Below are 18233 nucleotides of genomic sequence, written 5' to 3'. Positions count from 1 at the left end.
GCGATGTGGGCGTCATCTTCGCAGTGGGAGCCATTGTCCGCAATGACGAGCGACGTCGGTACCGCGGCTGGTCGCAGCCGGCGCCTGCCGAAATGCCCGATTATCCGTCACACGAATATTCGTCGATTATGCGTCACGCAAATATTTGACAAATATTCGTGTCACGCATAAATTGCGTTTATTCGTCTCGCAGATAATCCGCCATGCTCCATCTGATCGCCACGTCGGACCAGCTCGCGCAGTTGCTGGCGGCCAGCCGCCGCCAGGCCGGCCTCACGCAGACCGAGGCCGCCGCGCGCGTCGGCGTGAGCCAAAGCCGCATTTCCGCGCTCGAAACCGATGCGAGCGGGCTCACGCTCTCCCAACTGCTCGCGCTGTGCGGCGCCTACGGCCTGCAACTGCAGTTGCGCGACAAAAATCAGCCGAGCTCCGAGCCGGCACCGAACGTCGAGTGGTGAGATGGCCCGGCAAACCGTTTCGAAGGCATTGTCGGTGTGGGCCAACGGCGAGCGCGTCGGGCTCTGGCGGCTGCCCGCGCGCGGCCCGATGGAGTTCGCCTACGAGGCCGCCTGGATCGCGTCGCCCGCGGGTCGTCCGCTGTCGCTGTCGCTGCCGTTCACGCCCGGCAACATGACGCACAAAGGGCCGCGGGTGCTCAACTACTTCGACAACCTGCTGCCCGACAGCGACGTCATCCGCAAACGCATCGCGCAGCGCTACCGGACCGAAACGCTGGAAGCGTTCGACCTGCTGCAGGCCATCGGCCGCGACTGCGTCGGCGCGGTCCAGCTGCTCGCCGAAGACGACGCGCCGGCCGGGGTCCAGCGCATCGAAGGCACGCCGCTTTCCGACGACGACATCGAGGCGCTGCTCGCGCAGACGGTCGGCAAACCGACGCTCGGCGCGCCCGACGAATTTGACGATTTCCGCATCTCGCTCGCCGGCGCGCAGGAGAAAACCGCGCTGCTGTGGCACGACGGCCAATGGCAACGGCCGCACGGCGCGACGCCGACCACGCATATCTTCAAGCTGCCGCTCGGGCTGGTCGGCAACCGGCTCGCCGATCTCAGCACGTCGGTCGAAAACGAGTGGCTGTGTCTGCGGATTCTGCGCGCGTTCGGCCTGCCGGTCGCGAACACCGAGGTGCTCAGGTTCGGCAAGCAGCGCGTGCTCGCCGTCGAACGCTTCGACCGGCAGATGCATTCGAGCGGCCGCTGGCTGCTGCGTCTGCCGCAGGAAGATTTCTGCCAGGTCTACGGCGTGCCGTCGCATCGCAAGTACGAAAACGAGGGCGGCCCCGGCGTGCTCGACCTCGCGCGGATTCTGCAGCAATCGGTCGAGGCGCGGCAGGACATCGAGACCCTGCTCGCGAGCCAGATCCTGTTCTGGATGCTGGCCGCGCCGGACGGCCACGCGAAGAACTTCAGCATCCGCCTGCTCGCCGGTGGCCAGTACCGTCTGACGCCGCTTTACGACGTGATGTCGATCTGGCCGGTCGAGGGCAACGGCCCGAACCAGTGGTCGTGGTACAAGGCGCGGCTTGCGATGGGTCTATGGTCGCGCAGCAAGCACGATGCGTTTCGCGACGTGCAGCGGCGACACTTCAACGCGATGGCGTTGAAGTGCTCGTACGGCGCCGACGCCGAGCCGCTGCTCCAGCGTCTGATCGAGCAGACACCTGGCGTGATCGAGCGGGTCTCGGCGGAGTTGCCCGAGCGCTTTCCGGGCAAGGTCGCCGAGCGGATTTTCAAAGGACTTCAAAATTCGGCGGCCCGGCTCGACACGATGCCGGCAAGCTGAACGCGGACCGCGCGTGCCGGCGCAAACCCGATCCCTCCGGACACACTTTTCATTGCGCCTCTCGCCTGGCTTTTCCGCAAGGGCGGACCTGCCGGGCTTTGCGGCAAGCGGCCGGATCCGTCGCCTTGCGCACTACTCATTCGTGGATTCCCTACGGTTTCGTCATCGTTTCACCGGTAGAATGCCTTTTGATGCTCAATGCATCAAAAGTCGCCGGCACGGCCATGGCGTCGCTTGCATCAGCGGATTCGGCGGCCGGTCTGACAAAATCATAAATGGTGATTTTTTTTACGGTACATTTGCTGTCCCCGCGTGACCGATTCATGCGCATAGCATGCGCAGGGTCGGCTTGCGCCTGCCGACCGCGCTCCAGATGTACCTTTTAACCCGGCGGATTTTCACCCAGCATGGCCAACGAAACACACTCACCCGACTCCATCGCGGTTGCCGAGCGCGTGCGCGAGTTGATGAGCAGGCATGGAATCGGCAAGCGACAGCAAACCACGGAGCTATGCCGCATCCTCGATCTGAGTTTTTCTCAGGGGCACCGCAAACTGCGCGGCAATAGTCCGTGGACGCTGTCGCAGATCAAGAAAGTCGCCGAGGTATTCGACGAACCCGCGGCGCAGCTGTTCGGCGCGCAGTCGCTCGATCCGGGCGTCGTCGGCGCGATCGCCCAGGAGGCGATGTTCTGCATCGGCGCGACCGAAATCGCCTGCACCGCGTGGGTCGGCGCGGCGCTCGAACCGGGTAGCCGCCCGGAATTCGTCGCCTATTCGCGGCTCGGTCAATGGCGCGTCTCGCGTCATGATGGCGCGCTGTATCAGAGCGCGTACGAAGTCCACAAGATCGAGATCTATCCGCGCCGCGCCGAGACCGACAAGCCGGCCATCGCGGTGGTCGACGACGATCGTGCAAGCGCCGATAACCTGCGCGATTATCTGGAGCGCAGCGGCTTCACGGCGGTCGCGATCTATGGGCTCGCGGCCTTCAGCGAGCAGTTGCAGACGCAGGTGTTCGACGGCGTGATCATCGACTGGCTGTTCGGCTCGCAGACCTCGGCGGCCGCGATTCGCGCGGTGCGCGCGTCGGAGAACCCGGACGCGCCGATCTTCGTGCTGACCGGCGAACTGCTGACCGGCAAGGCCAGCGAATCGGAGATCAGCGAGGTGATCCGCGATTTCGACGTCGCGTGCTACGAGAAGCCCGCGCGCATGGCGATCCTCGTCGCCGATCTGTCGAAGCGGCTGAACCGCCCCTGAAGCGCGGGCGCCGATGCGCGCCCCGTTCGCGGCAGCGCCGCCTTCACGCGCTCACGCCTGATGCCGCGCCGCCAGCGCCCGCTGCAGGGCGTGCTTCAGATCCTCGTAATGGACTGGCTTTAACAGCGCCTCGAACACCGACGGCACACCACTCGCGCCACTTTCGCCATTCCGCACGACCTCCGGCGCGTACGCGCTGACCACGATCACCGGCACGCCCGCCGACGGTCCGTCGCGCGTCGCGAAGTCTTCGAGAAACGTGTAGCCATCGCGCTCCGGCATGTGCAGATCGAGCAGCACCACTTCGCAGCGGTGGGTGTCGAGCCACGCGAGCGCGTCGTTGGCATTGCCGAATGCGAGCGAGTCGTAGCCCATGTGCGCGACCATTTCGCTGAGCGACTCGCGGATCAGCCGGTTATCGTCGATGATCAGCACGCACGGCTGCGCGCCGTCCGGCTCGGCTTGCTCCGCGACCTCGGCCGGCTCGACGGTTGCGACCGGCACGACCGGGATCGTCACCGTGAAGCTGGTGCCCTCGCCGACCGTGCTCGCGACATCCACCGTGCCGCCGAACAGCTTCACGAGCCCTTGCACGATCGTGAGCCCCATCCCCGCGCCTTCGAAGCGGCGCGTGCGCGACGCGTCGAGCTGCGTGAACTCCTCGAAGATCAGCGGGATCTGTTCGGACGGCACGCCCGGCCCCGTATCGCTGACGACGAAAACCAGCAGCGCCGGCTCTTGCCGCAGTTCGACGCGCACCGTGCCGGTCTCGGTGTAGCGGATCGCGTTGGTGACGAGGTTGTTGACGATCTGCCGGATGCGGTGCGGGTCCGACTCGACGAGCCCGCTCGCGCCGCTCGCCTCGCTTTCGAGCTCGAGCCCGCGCGTCCTGGCGGACATCGTGTGTTCATCGACGATCGACGCCAGCAGCTCGCGCGGCTCGAAATGCTGGTGCCGCAGTTCGAGCTTGCCGGCGCCAAGGCGCGCGTAGTCGGTCAGGTCCTTCATCTGCGCCTCGAGATGGCGCGCCGCGGTTTCGAGCCGCTGGATCACCTTGCGGTCGGCCTCCGAGTGATAGGTGAAGCCGAGCAGTTCCACCGACGAGACGATCGCATGCAGCGGCGTGCGCAGTTCATGGCCGATCATGCCGAGAAACGCATCCTTCGCGAGGCTCGCCTCGCGCGCCGCGCGGCTCGCCTGATGCTCGGCTTCCAGCGCCGCGCGCTGCTGGCGCATGAGCCGCGTGCGGCGCCGGCCGTTGAGCACGAGCAGCAGCGTCGCCGCCGCCGACAGCAATAGCAGCACCAGACCGCCCGCGAACAGAAAGCGGCGCTTGTCGATGAAATCGCGGTTCATCGCCTCGCGGTCGGCGACATCGGCGAAACGGCGCGACAGCGCGAGATCGTTGACCTCGCTCCAGTGCTGGCGCAGCTGCGCGTCGATCCGCGCGGCACGCGCACGGTCGCGCTGCAGTACGTCGATCTCGGGCTGGATGTCGTCGAGCACAGTCTCGAGCGTCTTGATTTCGTCGAGCTGCCGTTGCAACAGAGCGAGCTGCGCGGAGAGCCGCTGCGTCGAGCCGGCCATCACGCGCAGCTTCGATTGCAGCAGCTGGAAGCGCAGTTGCAACTGCTGATAATCGTCGTCGGCACCGGACTGATACAGCAGCAGCTGGTTCTCGAAGCGCGCGTACGCGATCTGCAGTTGCGCGGCGTCCCAGTAGAAACCGTCGTAGGTACCGGTCAGCTGCTCGGTCGCGCGCGGGTTCAACAGGTTCGCATAGAGCAGATAGCCGATCGCGCCGGCGGGCGCCGCGAGCGCCATCAGCCAGATCAGCACGTTCAACACGCGCCGCCACGGACGGCGCGCTATTTGACGATGAGGGCCTTGATCTGCCATACGAATTTCGAGTCGCCGACCGCGCCAGTCAGTTCATCTGGAAAAGCGTCGCGCGGATAGATCAGAAACAGCGGCCCGAAGTCGCTGAGTTTCAGGCGCCGGCCGTTCATGCTGTACGCGACGATCACGCCGTAGCGTTCGCAGTCCGACACCGGCACGGTGTAGGTGTAGTCGTCGAACGTGTGGAGTTCGATCTGGGTGCCGTGCGCGCCGACGACCTTCAGGATGTCGGCGAGCCTGGGCCCGGTGAACGTCGAGCGCGGCGTCCATGTGGTCGAGGTCGTGATCGTATGCACGGGCAGCGCGAGCAGTTGAGCCTCGTTGAAGTGATAGGTGCGATGCGCGGCGTCGTTGGTATTGGCGATCTTGCCCTGCACGTCGAGCGCCAGCGCCGGCGACTGCCGCGCGCCCGGCTGCGCATGCGCGCAACAGACGGAAAGCCCGACGATCAGTCCCGCCAGCCCCGTCAGCCAGCGCATCCGCCAGGGCACACCGGTTCCGCTGGCTGCGTTGCGCAGCGTTGCAATCAGATTGGCCATTTGCTTTTTTTATCCGATTTCGTTGATTCGCCGGACCGCGGGCGGCGCCACGGTCAGCCGATCTCATGCCACGCGAGGTGTTGCGCCGTACCGTGCCGTCAAACGCGTGCCACCCCGACACGCGACCTTTGACCCGCATGCATAATATCGCCAAAATGCGCTGACTCAAAAACGGGGACCCGCGATGTCGCGCCAGTGCGTCAGCGCGCGCCGCGCGCGCATCCCCGCGGACCATTGCCTTCCATCGCGCCACGCGGCGCCTCGATAGTCATGAACAAGCCGGTCCTGCCTCTGACGTACGAACAGCTCGATCACTGGATCGAATCGCTGCAACCCGTGTTGCTCGCCGAGCGTTTCTCGATGGCGCTCGGGATTCTGCGCGGCGGCGCGCCGCTCGCGCTGATGGTGTCGCACGCGGTTGGCGCGCCGGTCGCGTTCCTGCGCTACGACCGCCAGACGCGCGCGGTCGCATGGGATTCGACGCTGCCGATCCCGCCCGCGGGATCGAAAGTGCTGTTGTGCGAGGACATCGCGGGACGCGGTTTTACGCTCGTCGATTGCATCGCGTTTCTGCAGGCGCACGCGCTCGAAGTCAAAACCCTGACCGCCGCGGTCGATGATCTGAGCCGCGCGCAGCCCGACTACGCGATCGATGCGCGCGGCTACTTCGCCCTCTTTCCATGGGAGCGCCAGGCATACACCGAGCGCTACCGCGACGACTGGGCGCGCGTCGAAGCCGGCGCCGCGCCCGCGATGGCCAACGACCACGAGTACGCGGCCTACGCGATCGACCTCGACGGCATCCTGCTGCCCGACGTACCGCTCGCGCGCTACGACGAGGACCTCGCCGCCGCGCTCGCCGAGCGCGACGCGCTGCTGCCGTTCGAGGTGCTGCCCGGCCTCGACCTGCAGCAGGTGCGCACGATCATCACGGGCCGCCCGGAGATGGATCGCGCGCGCACCGAAGCGTGGCTCGCGCGACACGGCTTCGCTCACATGCAGTTGGCGATGCGCACGCCCGGCCTGCACGACGACAGCCCCGCCGGCGCGGCCGCGCACAAGGCGAGCGCGGCGCTGCGCGCGGGTGTCACGCACTTCGTCGAAAGCGATCCGGTGCAGGCGCTGCTGATCGCGCAGCAAGCGCCGCTGCTGCGCGTGATCTGGTGGGATGCGCTGACGCGCACGGGGATTTTGGTGAGCGCAAGGGCGTGGAGTTGAGCGCAACGTTCCTTGTGGGCGCAGCGCCCGAACGCCGCCGCTACCCGTCCTTCGCCTCGCGCAACTGCAAATGCCGCGCGGCCCGCTGCGACGCGACGACGATCAGCTTCATCGTCGCGCGCGTCGCGCCGACGAACAGCTTGCGCGCGCTGCGTTCGTCGAACGCGTCGAAGTCGATCTCGGTGAAGATCACGCACGGCGCCGCCTGCCCCTTGAAGCGGTAGATCGACTCGAACAGCACGTCACCTTCACGATACTCCGGGTTGCCGAACAGATCGTATTTGCCGGTGAAACTGCGCAGCCGATGCGGTCCGAGCTGATCGAGCGCGCTCATCGCCGAGCCCTCGCGACCGCGAAACGACAGCACCGCGATGTCCTGCTTGCGAAAACCGAGCGATAGCGCCTGCGTGATGGCGCGCTTGGTTGCGTCGATACTGCTTTCGGCGCCCTGCGCTTCGTCGTAGACCGACACCGAAACCTCGGAGCCGTCGAACGGACTGCCCGACGTAAGTGCCGCGGCCAGCGGCACCGACGCGCCCAGCACGTCGCGCAGATAATCGAGGATGTCGCGAGGACTGCGGTAATTGGTGGTTTCTCTCAGCGTGGTCCAGCCGGGCAACGAGACCGGCTCACGCATGTACAGATTCTGCAGTGGGTCTTCGAGCCACCACCACGCGGCGCCCGGCCGCAGCAGCCGCTCGAGCGCGGCAAACCATGGCTGCTGGAAATCCTGCCCTTCGTCGACGATCAGTACGTCGAATTGCCAGCGCGGTTCGATCGGCGTGTCGGCGAATATGGCCTCCAGTTGATCGAACACCTGCGCCGACCGGAAATCGGGCGCGCGGCCCGCGTCGCGCGCGATCCAGTCGCAAAGCTGGTGATAGTTCGCGACTTTCGCCTCCGGCGGCGCGACCCGCGCGATGTGATCGGCGAGCGGCCGGTTGAAGCACACGTACAACGGCCGCTCGCCGCGCGCGACCGCGTCCTTCATCACCTGCACCGCGAGTTGCGTCTTGCCGGAGCCCGCCGTGCCGATCACGCGCAAACGGAACGGCGCGAATTCGAGCCGCCGGGCCCATGTCGCAAGTCCGCCCGAAAGGCGCGTGACGAGCGTGCCCGCCTGCCCGACGAGCGCGCTCGTGTCGGGCGTCAACGCGAGTTCGTCGGCGAGAAAGTGGTGGATTTTCGCCGCGCAGGGAAGCCGCGGTTCATCGGCCGGCAGCGCTTCGCGGACGATCGCCGCGAGACGCTCGCGCCGCGTAGCGTCGACGATGCGCGCGGGATTCACGCCGGCGATCGCCGCATCCTTGACGATGTGATCGGGACAGTACAGCAGTTCCTCGATGAAATAGGCGCCCGCGCCGAACGCCGCGGTAAAACGCCGGTGCAGACTCTCGATCGTATGGGCGAGCGCGATCGCGACGTTTCGCTCGGTTTGCAGATACACCTTGACGAGCCCCTTCGGCGTTTCGCGCAGAAAGCCGGTCTTCTGCTCGATGATCAGCAGGCGCCCGGCGGGACTCACGATCACGAAATCGGCCTCGCCGAACACGGAGAAGTTCTGGTTCAGGCGCGTCCAATGCACGCCGTGGTAGACGGTGTAGTCGGCGGGCAGTGCCTTTTCGAGCAGCGCGAGCGTTTCACGTTCGCGCGCCGCCGCGCCGGTCGCTTCGAGGCTCTTCCAGTCGTCGGGAACAATGCGGGCCATGCGGTGCCTCAATGAGTTGGGATGCGTGTTTTCAGCGGGCAATCCGGAGTGCGGTCATTGTACGCAACGCAATGTCGGCCGGGCGGCCCGTCGCGCAAAGGCGCGCGCATCGTGTATCGTTACAGGCTGAACGCCGCGCACGCCGCGCGGCTTGCCAACCGTAAGAGAAAAGGATTTACCGGATGATTACGATCTGGGGACGCGCCAATTCGGTCAACGTCCAGAAGGTCTTGTGGTGCTGCGACGAACTCGTGCTGCCGTTCGATCGCATCGACGCGGGCCTGCAATTCGGCCGCAACAACGAACCCGACTATCTCGCGATGAACCCGACCGGCAAGATCCCGACGCTGGTCGACGACGACTTCGTGCTGTGGGAATCCAACTCGATCCTGCGCTATCTGGCGATGCAATACGGCGAATCGAGCCTGCTGTATCCGGCCGGCCCGAAACTGCGCGCGAGCATCGACCGCTGGCTGGACTGGTCGCTGTCGACGCTGCAGCCTGTGGAACGTCCCGTGTTCTGGACCCTCGTGCGCACGCCCGAGGCCGAGCGCGACGCCGCCAAACTCGCCGCCGACGCGAAGGCGGTCACCGTCCTGTGGCGCCTGCTCGACACGCATCTGCAGGGCCGCTTCTTTCTCGAAGGCGACAAGTTTACGCTCGCCGATATCGTGATCGGCGCGTACGCGAAGCGCTGGTTCGGCCTCGACGGTTTGCAGCGGCCGCCGCTGCCGAATCTGGAGCGCTGGTATTCGCGTCTCACGACGCGTTCCGGGTTCAAGAAGTATGTGGATTTCCCGTTGACCTGAGCATGGCGCGGGTCGGCGGAAACGGTTCAGGTATTCGCGCGACCCGCAAACTCTTCGACCTTGCTCGCGGGGCCCGACACGATCAGCAGATCCCCCGGCACAACAACCGTGTCAGGCCCCGCGTGCTGGAACTCTTCGCCAGCGCGCCTGACGGCCATGACCATCACACCGAACGCCTCCAGAACGCCGCAATCTGCGAGCGGACGGTTGTGTGTCGGCGCCGGGGCATGAATCGCGGCGACGGCAAATCCTTCGCCGAATTCAATGTAGTCCACGATTCGGCCTGCGATCAGGTGAGCGATCCGTTCACCCATTTCCGCTTCCGGATAAACCACGTGATGCGCGCCGATGCGCTGGGCAATCTGGCCGTGTTCCGCGGTCACCGCCTTCAGCCAGATGTCCTTGATCTGAAGTTCCGTTAGGGCCATCAGGGTCATCAGGCTCGCCGAAAGGTCGCTTCCAATGCCCACGATCGCATGAGGGAAATCGGCAACGCCCAATTGACGCAGGGTATTCACGTTGGTCGAATCGGCCTGGACGGCATGCGTCAACCGGTCCGCCCATAACTGCACCTGCTGCTCGTCCCGGTCGATTCCCATCACGTCATGGCCAAGCCGAAGCAGCGACTGGGCCACGGCACAGCCGAACCGCCCCAAACCGATGACGACCACACTGTCGCCTTTCGAAAAAGAGAGCGAAATCTTGAACAGGTCAGCCAACAATTGGATGCTCCTCGGGGTAGCTATATTGCGCACGCCGCTCGACCAGCATTAACGACGTCGCAAAGGTAATGGTTCCAACCCGGCCGACGTACATCAGCGCGATGATCACGAGCTGTGCCGGCGCAGGCAAATCACCGGTGATACCCGTTGACAGACCGACCGTACTGAACGCCGAAATAACTTCGAAGATGACCTGATCGGTGGGGAAATCGGTGATGTGCAAAATGATCACTGTGCCAACCGTGATCATCACGGCACCCAGCGCCACCACGGTAATCGCTTGCCGCTGCGCCGACGCGCTGACACGGCGCCCAAACGCTTCGATATCGCCACGCCCGCGGATCTCTGCGATCACCAGCAAGGCCAGAATGGCGATGGTGCCGATCTTGACACCCCCTGCCGTTCCCGCGCTGCCCCCGCCAACGAACATCAGGAAGAAATGCAGGGCCCAGCTTTCATGACGCATTGCGCCGATGTCGAGCGAGTTGAAACCCGCCGTGCGCGCGGATACCGAGGCGAACGCTGCCGATAGGAGCTTCTCTCCGAACGGCATCGGACCCAGGGTTTTCGGATTGGTCCATTCGAACAGCAGCAACGCAAGAAATCCGCCGAGCAGCAGCACCCCCGTGACCACTAAAGTGAGCCTGGTGTGCAATGAAAGCCGACGGGCACCCCGAAGTTTTTCCCGCAGATCGTACAGAACCGGAAACCCGATTCCGCCGACGACAATCGCGACCATCACCGGTACCAGCATCGACGCGTCGGCGGCATAGCGCATCAGACTGTCCGGGTGAATTGAAAAGCCCGCGTTGTTGAACGCGGAGACCGCATGGAACCATCCACTCCATGCGGCCTCGCCCCATTGGATGTTGTACCCGAGATGAAGCCTGACCGTCAGCCAGAGTGCCGTGGTCAGTTCAGTGACGAGCGTCACGACGAGCACGAGGCGCGCCACGCTGCCGATGTCCCCGAGACGGAGCGTGTGCGTCTCGACCTGGGTGATCAGCTTCGCTCGCAGCGGCAAGGACCGGTTGACCATGAGTCCCAGCAAGGTGGCTGCGGTCATCATGCCGAAACCGCCAATCTGAAACAGGCCGAGGATGACCCACTGTCCAAAGCTTGACCAGTAGGTGCCCGTATCGACAACGACGAGTCCGGTCACGCAGACCGCGGAGGTAGCGGTAAAAAAAGCGCTCAGCCACGGCACTGCCTCACCTTTGGCCTGCGACAAGGGCAACCTCAAAAGGAGCGTCCCTGCGGCAATCGCAAAGAGAAAGGCTAAGGCTACTGCCCGCGATGGGTGAAGCAGTTGTCTCATCGAGATCCCATCAAACATATTCAGCGACTGACTGACAAAGAATAGGCATTTTTTGCCAGTAAAGACCCTATTTTTCGTTTGTTGTCAGTTGTAAGCCAAATCTGGGCAATCCCGATTCTCTCGACGCTTCGACCGGCGCGGCACTTGCATCCCCCTGCCTCTATAATCGACGCATGAAAACCGCCAAGCCCGCCGCGACCGGCCGTCCGGTCGCTCCCACACCTGCCGCCCCCGCCGCCGATGCACACGATCATCGAGCGCATCACGACGTGCACGAGTCGTCGCACGCACATGGCCCGTCGCAGGAAGCGGCTCTCGCACTCGCCGAGGAATATTGCCGCGAACGCGGCGAAAAACTCACGCCGATCCGGCGCAAGGTGCTCGAACTGCTGCTGAACTCGGGACGCGCGACCAAGGCCTATTCGCTGCTCGACGAAATGCGCCAGATCCACGCAGGCTCCGCGCCGCCGACCGTCTATCGCGCGTTGGATTTTTTACTGTCGGTGGGGCTCGTGCATCGGATCGAATCGATCAATGCGTTCACTGTCTGCCATGATCTGACGCAATGCCAGCACGGCATTCTCGTCGTATGCCAGCAATGTGGCAGCGTCACCGAATTGCATCAACCGAAGCTGCGTCAGGCCCTCGTCGCGCAGATCGAGGACGCGGGCTATCGGCTCGCGAGCGACGAAATCGAATTGAAGGGATTGTGTGCGGCCTGTCAGGCGGCCAAAGCGGCCAGCGCGGCCGCGCAGGTGGCCGCGGCGAAATAGCGGCGCGCCACATTGGGTGCGCAACGCTGTGTGACGCGCTGCAAAGCGTCGATGGCCGTGCGCTGCTTCGAGAAACGACATCTCCCCGCCGCGCGCCGGCCTGCCCTGTCTAGAACCAGCTCCCACGAGAGCCGCTGCGAAGCGTCGATCAACCCGCCGCGCGGGCGTCGATCGCCTCGTGCAGCAGCGTCACGAGCGCTTCGGGTAACGCAGGTTTGGTCATGAAATGCTGGAAGCCTTCGCCGATGCTGCGCAGGCGGTATGCGTCGTCGGTATGGCCGGTGAGGGCCACCGCCACCGAAGGGGCATGACCGCCGCAAATCTCGTGGTCGCGCAGCCGCTGGATCAGATAGAAGCCATCCATGGCCGGCAAGTCGAGGTCGCAGACGACCGCGTCGGGAAGCAGCCGCATCGCCGCCACGACGCCCTCTTCCGCATCGGCGACCGCGCAAACCTTCGCGCCTTCCGCCTCGAGTAACAAGGTCAACGATTCCCGGCTGTCCGGGTCGTCCTCCACCAGCACGATCGTGGCCTGATCGAGCCTCATTGCTGCGTTCATCGTATGTTGTTGCTCTGAAAAACCGGTTAGGCCGTCCGAGGGGGCGGAGGTTTCACTTTGTATTTCACTTTGCTGATTGCCGCCGATTCGCGCGGCCAGGGTGTTGCTGTCCATGATTCCGACCCGATTTCGCACGCCGAGTTGCAGACTGGTCCGCGCTTGTAAAACATTGCGCAACATCTTCCCGAGTACAACGCTTGCGCACGGTAACGCGCCAAAATTGCACGTCGATGAAAAAACGGCGCTCGACGCGCACCGCGATTTAGCTGCTCAGTGTCCGCAGTTTTTCCGCGGCTCGCCGATCACCGGCACCCGATGTTCCGGCGCGGTTCGTACGAACCCCGTTCGTACGGCCTTCCCCGCCCGGTATCGATTCTGCCCTTCGTATTGTTTGCACAACGCGGCGCTGCCGTTCGTTTTGCGTCGCTCGCATCCGACGACACTGCAAGCACGTCGCATGCCTCGTTGCAGCGGTTCGCGTCACGTAAAGAAGGGCTCGGTCGCGGTTGCCGATGTCGCGCGATGAATGGCGCTGGCCTGCTAACCGGTGGTGTCGCGGCGCTATCATCGTGGGCGCGCACGCGCACCTACCGATGCCCCCTCATCTCAACCCGAGGTCAACCGACACCATGTCCGCCACATCGCCCGCGCTTTCCGCCGCGACGCTCGACATCCTTCGTCACGTCAGCACCGCCACGCTGACCACGCAGCTATTCAAGCGCGGTCTGCGCAACACCTTCATGCAGGGCGTCGCGCCGCTCGGTCCGCGGCGCAGCGCGAATCTGGTCGGGCCGGCGTTCACGCTGCGCAACATCCCATCGCGCGAAGACATCGACGTACTGGAGCTATTCGCGGACCCTGAGTACGCGCAACGCAAATGCGTCGAGACCATTGCGCCGGGCCACGTGCTCGTGCAGGATTGCCGCGGCGAGCGCGGCAGCGCGTCGTTCGGTTCGATTCTGTCGCTTCGTTTGCAGGTGCGCGGTGTTGCCGGGATGGTGTCCGACGGCCCGGTGCGCGACAGCGCGACGATCGCCGCGCTCGACATGCCGGTGTTTTGCGCCGGCGCGAGCGCGCCGCCCAATCTGATCCGCCATCACGCGGTCGATATCAACGTGCCGATCGGCTGTGGTGGAGTCGCGGTGTTTCCGGGCGACGTGATCGTCGGCGATGTGGATGGAGTTGTGGTAATTCCGCTGAAGATGGCCAGCGACGTCGCGCAAGCCGCCGCCGGACAAGAACAGCTCGAGGCGTTTCTCACCGAAAGGATTCGCGCCGGCGCCGCGCTGCCCGGCACCTATCCGCCGAACGACGAGACGAAGGCGGCGTTCGACGAGTGGAAGAAAAATCGCAAAATCTAGGGCCCTTTCAAACGACGCGGCGACCGGTGCGCCACACGGGCGCCAGTTCAATCGCCCTTGCCGGGCCCGATACCCTGCAACAGCAACGCCACCGCGTGCCGCGCAATCTCCGCACCGCCGATACTGTGGCGCAACGGATCGTTGCGCCACAGTATCGAGGTGGCAAGCGGCAGAATCGTCATGCCGAGCAGCGTGACGAACACGAGCGCGGGTTCGAGCGATGCATTCAGGCGCCCCTCCTTCTGCCAGCGCGCGATCGCCAGCAGCGACGCCTTCTGATGCGCGAAACCAAAGCGCTCATGCATGCGCTGGCGCAGCAGCCCGCCGTCGCTGATCACTTCGCGCACCCACAGCGACGCGAACCACGGGTTGTCGCTCGCGATCTGCACGAGCCGCTCCGTGAGTTGCGTGATTGCCGCGACCGGATCGTCGGGATTCTCCTGAAACGGCAGCCCGAGGCTCGCGCGCAACGGTACGAAACACTCGTCGATCAGCACATCGAGCAGTTGATCGCGCGTCTTGAAGTAGTAGTGCACCATCGCGGGCGTGACGCCGGCCTCGCGGGCGATCTCACCCAGCGATGTCTCGACGATGCCCTGCCTCGCGAACAGCGTCAGCGCGGCGTCGAGCAAGCGCGCACGCTGCGCGGGACCGCGCGCGGCGCCCGACGGCCGGCCGGGGCGGCGGGCGGCCGATCCAGCCGGCGCGCTGCTGCCGATATTCGCGGCATGAATATCCGTTGGCGCTGCCGTGAGTTTGGGCTTCGACGCGTCGCGCTCTTTCGCGGCAATTCGCGCGGGCGGCCCCGTATCTGCCACGGCATTGTGCGCCGCGGCGTCGTCAGGCGAGATCCTTGTCATTGCATTGAATTTGACGTGAGAGGCGATGTCACATATATTAATCTCTCAGTTAATTAATTTCAACGCGTTGCCGCCATGGAACAACCCGCTACGACCCTGTCAGTCAACCCCGCGCCCGCGCCCGCGCCCGCGGCCGACCATCCGCCGATCCGGCTGCTGTTTCCGGCGCTGCTGCTGGTCATGCTGCTCGCCGCCCTGGACCAGACGATTGTCTCGACCGCGCTGCCGACCATCGTCGGCGAACTGGGCGGGCTCAATAACCTGTCGTGGGTCGTGACCGCCTACCTGCTCAGTTCGACCATCGTCGTGCCGCTGTACGGCAAGTTCGGCGACCTGTTCGGCCGCAAGATCGTGCTGCAGACGGCGATCGTCATCTTTCTCGTCGGCTCGGCGCTGTGTGGCGTCGCGCAGAACATGAGCCAGCTGATCGTGCTGCGCGCGCTGCAAGGGCTCGGCGGCGGCGGCCTGCTCGTCGTGACGATGGCCGCGATCGCGGACGTGATTCCGCCCGCTGAGCGTGGCCGCTACCAGGGCGTATTCGGCGGCATCTTCGGTCTTGCCACCGTCATCGGTCCGCTGCTCGGCGGCTTTCTGGTCGAGCATCTGACGTGGCGCTGGATCTTCTACATCAACCTGCCGCTCGGCATCCTGTCGCTCATCGTGATCGGCGCGGTGTTCAAGCCGCACGTGCGCCACGTGAAGCACACGATCGATTACATGGGTGCCGCGTTTCTCGCCGGCGCGCTGACCTGCATCATCCTGTTCACGAGTCAGGGCGGCACGATCCTGCCGTGGTCGTCGCCGCAACTGTGGTTCACGCTCGGCATGGGCCTCGCAGCGATCTGGGGATTCATTCACGAAGAACGCAGCGCGGTCGAACCGATCATGCCGCTCGGACTGTTCAAACAGCGCACGTTTCTGATCAGCAGCCTCGTGAGCTTCATCATCGGCGTATCGCTGTTCGGCTCCGTGACGTTCATTCCGCTCTATCTGCAGGTCGTGAAGGGCTCCACGCCGACGCAAGCCGGCATGCAGATGCTGCCGATGATGGGCGGCCTGTTCATCCTGTCGATGGTGACGGGCCGCGTGATCAGCAAGATCGGCAAGTACCGGCTGTTCCCGATCATGGGCACGTTCCTCGTCTCCGTGGCGATGCTGCTGCTCGCGCGCCTGCAGATCGATACGCCGATTCATGTGATGTATCTGTACATGGGTCTGCTCGGCTGCGGCCTCGGCATGGTGATGCAGGTGCTGGTCCTCGCGGTCCAGAACACCGTAGAGTTCAAGCATATGGGTGTGGCGACATCGGGCGTCACGCTGTTTCGCTCGATCGGCGGCTCGATCGGCGTGGCCGGCTTCGGCGCGGTGTTCTCGAACGGCCTCGCCGGACGCCTCCAAAAGCTGATCCCGCCCGACACCGAACTTCCGCAGGCATTGGGTCCCGCAGCGATTCATCAGCTGCCCGAAGCATTGCGCAACGACTATCTGCATGCGTTCGCGGGTGCGTTGCACACCGTGTATCTGTCGGCCGCATGCGTCGTGGTGCTCGCCTTCGTGCTCGCATGGCTGCTGAAGGATCATCCGTTGCGCAAGCACTGAGCGTACTTCGACGCCTGATCGGGAAGCTGATGTAAACGCGTACCGGCAAGCGCCAGATAGCAGGTTGATCACGAGGCCGCACGCACGACGCGTCGGCCTCGTTGTTTTTTTGTCGCGCTCGCTTCATGCAGCGCGATGCTTCCGGGTACCTTCCATTTGTCGTGAAACAACAGACACATACACTCGTTTCGAATGTATGGCCAAGATTTCTTCATACCTCCGAATGAGCGGTAGCGCACACAATCCAGGGGCCAACCGCGTTGACGTCCCCCGTGAAACGCCACATATTGGAACCCGTGGAAACGCAGCCGCTGCCTACGTCTCCACGACTTCCGGCGCATGTGGATCGTGATTCCGCGGACAAGGCTCCTGCCTCTACACGATCCGAAGCATGCCTTTACGGCATCGTTTTCCAAAGGTGGGTCCACGGCATGTCCACCCAGACAGCAACCGGCCAAACTTTCCCCACGCCCTGCAAACGCTGCGGTGGCGCACTGTACCGACAAGTCGACGCCTGCCCCTACTGTGGCGCTGCGCATCCGTTCGACCAGGACGATCCGCACATCCGCACCGGTATTCCAGGCAGCCGTGCGAGCGCCACGCACAAGCCCCTGCCCCGTTTCGACGACGAACTCGGCAGACGGGACGAGCCCGCCATCGCCGCTGCCGCGATGGCGTCCGAACCCCTGTTGCAGACCGAGCCGGTCATGCACACGGCGCTCGTGTCGACCAACACCACTATCCCACCTTACGAAGATCCGATGTATGCGCCGCCCAACACTGCGCAGACGATCTGGCGCGTGCTGTACGTGATCGGCGCGGTTGTCGCAATCGGCCTGACGTATGTCGCTTATACGCTATTCAGCGACGGCGGCGAATCGGAGGATCAAGGCGTGGAGCAGATTACGCCGGATGCCAGAACAACGACCGGCATGATCGCGCCGCTTGTGTCCGCCCCGGTGATTGCTCAAGCACAGACCATGCACGCGCCGGCCGCGGCCAAGCCTGCGCCACCGCCCGTGACCGCACTGGCGGCGAAGCCCGCGCCCGTCGTGCCCGCGGCTCCTGTCATTCCAGCGACACCAGCCGCGCCGCCTGCCGCGCCGCCGATGGCCGCGACGCCCATGCGGCCCGCGCCGCAATTCCACGACGCCGGACAAGCATTGCAGGTCGCGAAGACAGCGTTCCGCGCGAACGATCTGTCCGCCGCCCAGGCCGCTCTCGCCGCCGCGCAAACGTTACAACCCGGAAACAGCGACGCGCAGGGTCTGGCCGATCAGATGCGGCCGCTCGTCCAGCGTCGCGATACTGCGCTACAGGCCGCGCAGGCCTGCGTCGCGCAGCAGTCGTGGCCGTGCGCGCGCCAGCACGCGAACGAGGCGCTCGCGATCGACAGCGGCAACGACGCGGCGAAAGTGATCCTCGAGCGCGTCATTCGCGAGACCGGCTGGGCGCCGCTGACTCCGCCGCATGCGGCGACGACGGATGCCGCGCCGGGCGCGCCGCTCGCGCAGGCGCAAGGGCAGGCACCGCTGCCCGTCGGCATGCAAGCGCACGGCGAACGGGTCGTGACTGCAACGAACGTCGGCGTCGTGAGAACCGCGACGCCGCGGAGCAACTAGCGCTCACGCGCGACGCGACGGTCCGAACCTGGTCCCGGAGACGCAAACTGCTGCGCCGTCGCGCAAAAACATTGCTTCGCATACCAGATCAAATGGCCGCCGTCTGTGTCGATTCGCACATTATCGTGCGTCCTCTGAGCGGAAACAGACAGAGCGACCCTGGCAGCAGTTTGAACATGACAGG

The 18233-nt window shown here is 64.7% G+C and carries 16 protein-coding genes; 9 read left to right on the top strand and 7 right to left on the bottom strand.

Features of this window, described 5'->3' with window-relative positions:
• Nucleotides 1-203 precede the first annotated feature (203 nt).
• From OKW40_RS36620 to OKW40_RS36610, 3 genes are all read left to right on the top strand, one after another.
• Entirely contained in the window at nucleotides 204-458 is a 255-nt protein-coding gene (locus tag OKW40_RS36620) for a helix-turn-helix domain-containing protein (RefSeq protein ID WP_184067129.1), read from the top strand.
• A gap of 1 nt (nucleotide 459) precedes the next feature.
• Nucleotides 460-1800 carry a type II toxin-antitoxin system HipA family toxin gene (locus tag OKW40_RS36615; protein WP_429493791.1) on the top strand — a complete coding sequence of 447 codons (1341 nt, stop codon included), beginning with the start codon at nucleotides 460-462 and terminating at the stop codon, nucleotides 1798-1800.
• Between the two features lie 407 nt (nucleotides 1801-2207).
• Complete coding sequence (locus OKW40_RS36610) at nucleotides 2208-3062, top strand: helix-turn-helix domain-containing protein (protein WP_429493790.1); 855 nt, start codon at nucleotides 2208-2210, stop codon at nucleotides 3060-3062.
• A gap of 51 nt (nucleotides 3063-3113) precedes the next feature.
• Here OKW40_RS36610 and OKW40_RS36605 read toward each other — a convergent pair whose 3' ends face one another.
• Both OKW40_RS36605 and OKW40_RS36600 read right to left on the bottom strand, forming a co-directional pair.
• The gene (locus OKW40_RS36605) at nucleotides 3114-4961 is read right to left on the bottom strand and encodes an ATP-binding response regulator (RefSeq protein ID WP_429403231.1); all 1848 of its coding nucleotides are present in this window, start codon (nucleotides 4959-4961) and stop codon (nucleotides 3114-3116) included.
• Nucleotides 4931-5500 (bottom strand): molybdopterin-dependent oxidoreductase, encoded by a 570-nt coding sequence (locus OKW40_RS36600; protein WP_187610233.1) that lies wholly within the window; start codon nucleotides 5498-5500, stop codon nucleotides 4931-4933. The genes OKW40_RS36605 and OKW40_RS36600 overlap by 31 nt, the downstream gene beginning before the upstream one ends.
• 270 nt (nucleotides 5501-5770) lie before the next feature.
• Here OKW40_RS36600 and OKW40_RS36595 point away from each other — a divergent pair, with 270 nt between their 5' ends.
• Nucleotides 5771-6718, top strand: a complete 948-nt coding sequence (locus OKW40_RS36595; RefSeq protein WP_429493789.1) for a phosphoribosyltransferase — start codon at nucleotides 5771-5773, stop codon at nucleotides 6716-6718.
• Between the two features lie 40 nt (nucleotides 6719-6758).
• Here OKW40_RS36595 and OKW40_RS36590 read toward each other — a convergent pair whose 3' ends face one another.
• Complete coding sequence (locus tag OKW40_RS36590; protein ID WP_429493788.1) at nucleotides 6759-8426, bottom strand: ATP-binding domain-containing protein; 1668 nt, start codon at nucleotides 8424-8426, stop codon at nucleotides 6759-6761.
• A 182-nt stretch (nucleotides 8427-8608) separates the two neighbouring features.
• On the opposite strand from OKW40_RS36590, the gene OKW40_RS36585 reads away from it, so the two are divergent.
• Complete coding sequence (locus OKW40_RS36585; protein ID WP_429403233.1) at nucleotides 8609-9235, top strand: glutathione S-transferase family protein; 627 nt, start codon at nucleotides 8609-8611, stop codon at nucleotides 9233-9235.
• Between the two features lie 26 nt (nucleotides 9236-9261).
• On the opposite strand, the gene OKW40_RS36580 is transcribed toward OKW40_RS36585, so the two are convergent.
• Together OKW40_RS36580 and OKW40_RS36575 are read right to left on the bottom strand one after the other, a co-directional pair.
• Nucleotides 9262-9954, bottom strand: a complete 693-nt coding sequence (locus OKW40_RS36580; protein WP_429493787.1) for a potassium channel family protein — start codon at nucleotides 9952-9954, stop codon at nucleotides 9262-9264.
• Nucleotides 9947-11188, bottom strand: a complete 1242-nt coding sequence (locus OKW40_RS36575; RefSeq protein WP_429493786.1) for a TrkH family potassium uptake protein — start codon at nucleotides 11186-11188, stop codon at nucleotides 9947-9949. The genes OKW40_RS36580 and OKW40_RS36575 overlap by 8 nt, the downstream gene beginning before the upstream one ends.
• Nucleotides 11189-11448: 260 nt before the next feature.
• Between OKW40_RS36575 and OKW40_RS36570 the strand changes: the two genes are divergently transcribed.
• A complete protein-coding gene (locus OKW40_RS36570) occupies nucleotides 11449-12048 on the top strand; it encodes a Fur family transcriptional regulator (RefSeq protein ID WP_429493785.1) in 600 nt (199 codons plus the stop codon).
• A 148-nt stretch (nucleotides 12049-12196) separates the two neighbouring features.
• On the opposite strand, the gene OKW40_RS36565 is transcribed toward OKW40_RS36570, so the two are convergent.
• A complete protein-coding gene (locus tag OKW40_RS36565; protein WP_429493784.1) occupies nucleotides 12197-12721 on the bottom strand; it encodes a response regulator in 525 nt (174 codons plus the stop codon).
• A gap of 515 nt (nucleotides 12722-13236) precedes the next feature.
• Between OKW40_RS36565 and OKW40_RS36560 the strand changes: the two genes are divergently transcribed.
• Complete coding sequence (locus tag OKW40_RS36560) at nucleotides 13237-13968, top strand: ribonuclease activity regulator RraA (protein WP_429493783.1); 732 nt, start codon at nucleotides 13237-13239, stop codon at nucleotides 13966-13968.
• A gap of 47 nt (nucleotides 13969-14015) precedes the next feature.
• Here the strand turns inward: OKW40_RS36560 and OKW40_RS36555 are convergent, their stop codons facing one another.
• On the bottom strand, nucleotides 14016-14786 hold the full coding sequence (locus tag OKW40_RS36555) for a TetR/AcrR family transcriptional regulator (RefSeq protein ID WP_429493782.1): 771 nt from the start codon (nucleotides 14784-14786) through the stop codon (nucleotides 14016-14018).
• Nucleotides 14787-14903: 117 nt separating this feature from the next.
• Here OKW40_RS36555 and OKW40_RS36550 point away from each other — a divergent pair, with 117 nt between their 5' ends.
• Both OKW40_RS36550 and OKW40_RS36545 read left to right on the top strand, forming a co-directional pair.
• Nucleotides 14904-16427, top strand: coding sequence for an MDR family MFS transporter (locus tag OKW40_RS36550; protein WP_429493781.1), 1524 nt, complete (start codon nucleotides 14904-14906; stop codon nucleotides 16425-16427).
• A 431-nt stretch (nucleotides 16428-16858) separates the two neighbouring features.
• The gene (locus OKW40_RS36545; protein ID WP_429493780.1) at nucleotides 16859-18049 is read left to right on the top strand and encodes a hypothetical protein; all 1191 of its coding nucleotides are present in this window, start codon (nucleotides 16859-16861) and stop codon (nucleotides 18047-18049) included.
• Nucleotides 18050-18233 lie beyond the last annotated feature (184 nt).

It is taken from the genome of Paraburkholderia sp. RAU6.4a (assembly GCF_050435625.1).
GTDB classification, from domain to species: domain Bacteria; phylum Pseudomonadota; class Gammaproteobacteria; order Burkholderiales; family Burkholderiaceae; genus Paraburkholderia; species Paraburkholderia tuberum.
This window is presented reverse-complemented; position numbering and strand designations above follow the sequence as displayed.

Bases quoted from the DNA above. Each gene is read 5' to 3' on its own strand.
- OKW40_RS36610 (WP_429493790.1), top strand. From the start codon at position 2,208: ATGGCCAACGAAACACACTCACCCGACTCCATCGCGGTTGCCGAGCGC.
- OKW40_RS36600 (WP_187610233.1), bottom strand. From the start codon at position 5,500: ATGGCCAATCTGATTGCAACGCTGCGCAACGCAGCCAGCGGAACCGGT.
- OKW40_RS36595 (WP_429493789.1), top strand. From the start codon at position 5,771: ATGAACAAGCCGGTCCTGCCTCTGACGTACGAACAGCTCGATCACTGG.
- OKW40_RS36615 (WP_429493791.1), top strand. From the start codon at position 460: ATGGCCCGGCAAACCGTTTCGAAGGCATTGTCGGTGTGGGCCAACGGC.
- OKW40_RS36590 (WP_429493788.1), bottom strand. From the start codon at position 8,426: ATGGCCCGCATTGTTCCCGACGACTGGAAGAGCCTCGAAGCGACCGGC.
- OKW40_RS36550 (WP_429493781.1), top strand. From the start codon at position 14,904: ATGGAACAACCCGCTACGACCCTGTCAGTCAACCCCGCGCCCGCGCCC.
- OKW40_RS36565 (WP_429493784.1), bottom strand. From the start codon at position 12,721: ATGGACAGCAACACCCTGGCCGCGCGAATCGGCGGCAATCAGCAAAGT.
- OKW40_RS36605 (WP_429403231.1), bottom strand. From the start codon at position 4,961: ATGGCAGATCAAGGCCCTCATCGTCAAATAGCGCGCCGTCCGTGGCGG.
- OKW40_RS36620 (WP_184067129.1), top strand. From the start codon at position 204: ATGCTCCATCTGATCGCCACGTCGGACCAGCTCGCGCAGTTGCTGGCG.
- OKW40_RS36545 (WP_429493780.1), top strand. From the start codon at position 16,859: ATGTCCACCCAGACAGCAACCGGCCAAACTTTCCCCACGCCCTGCAAA.
- OKW40_RS36585 (WP_429403233.1), top strand. From the start codon at position 8,609: ATGATTACGATCTGGGGACGCGCCAATTCGGTCAACGTCCAGAAGGTC.
- OKW40_RS36570 (WP_429493785.1), top strand. From the start codon at position 11,449: ATGAAAACCGCCAAGCCCGCCGCGACCGGCCGTCCGGTCGCTCCCACA.
- OKW40_RS36560 (WP_429493783.1), top strand. From the start codon at position 13,237: ATGTCCGCCACATCGCCCGCGCTTTCCGCCGCGACGCTCGACATCCTT.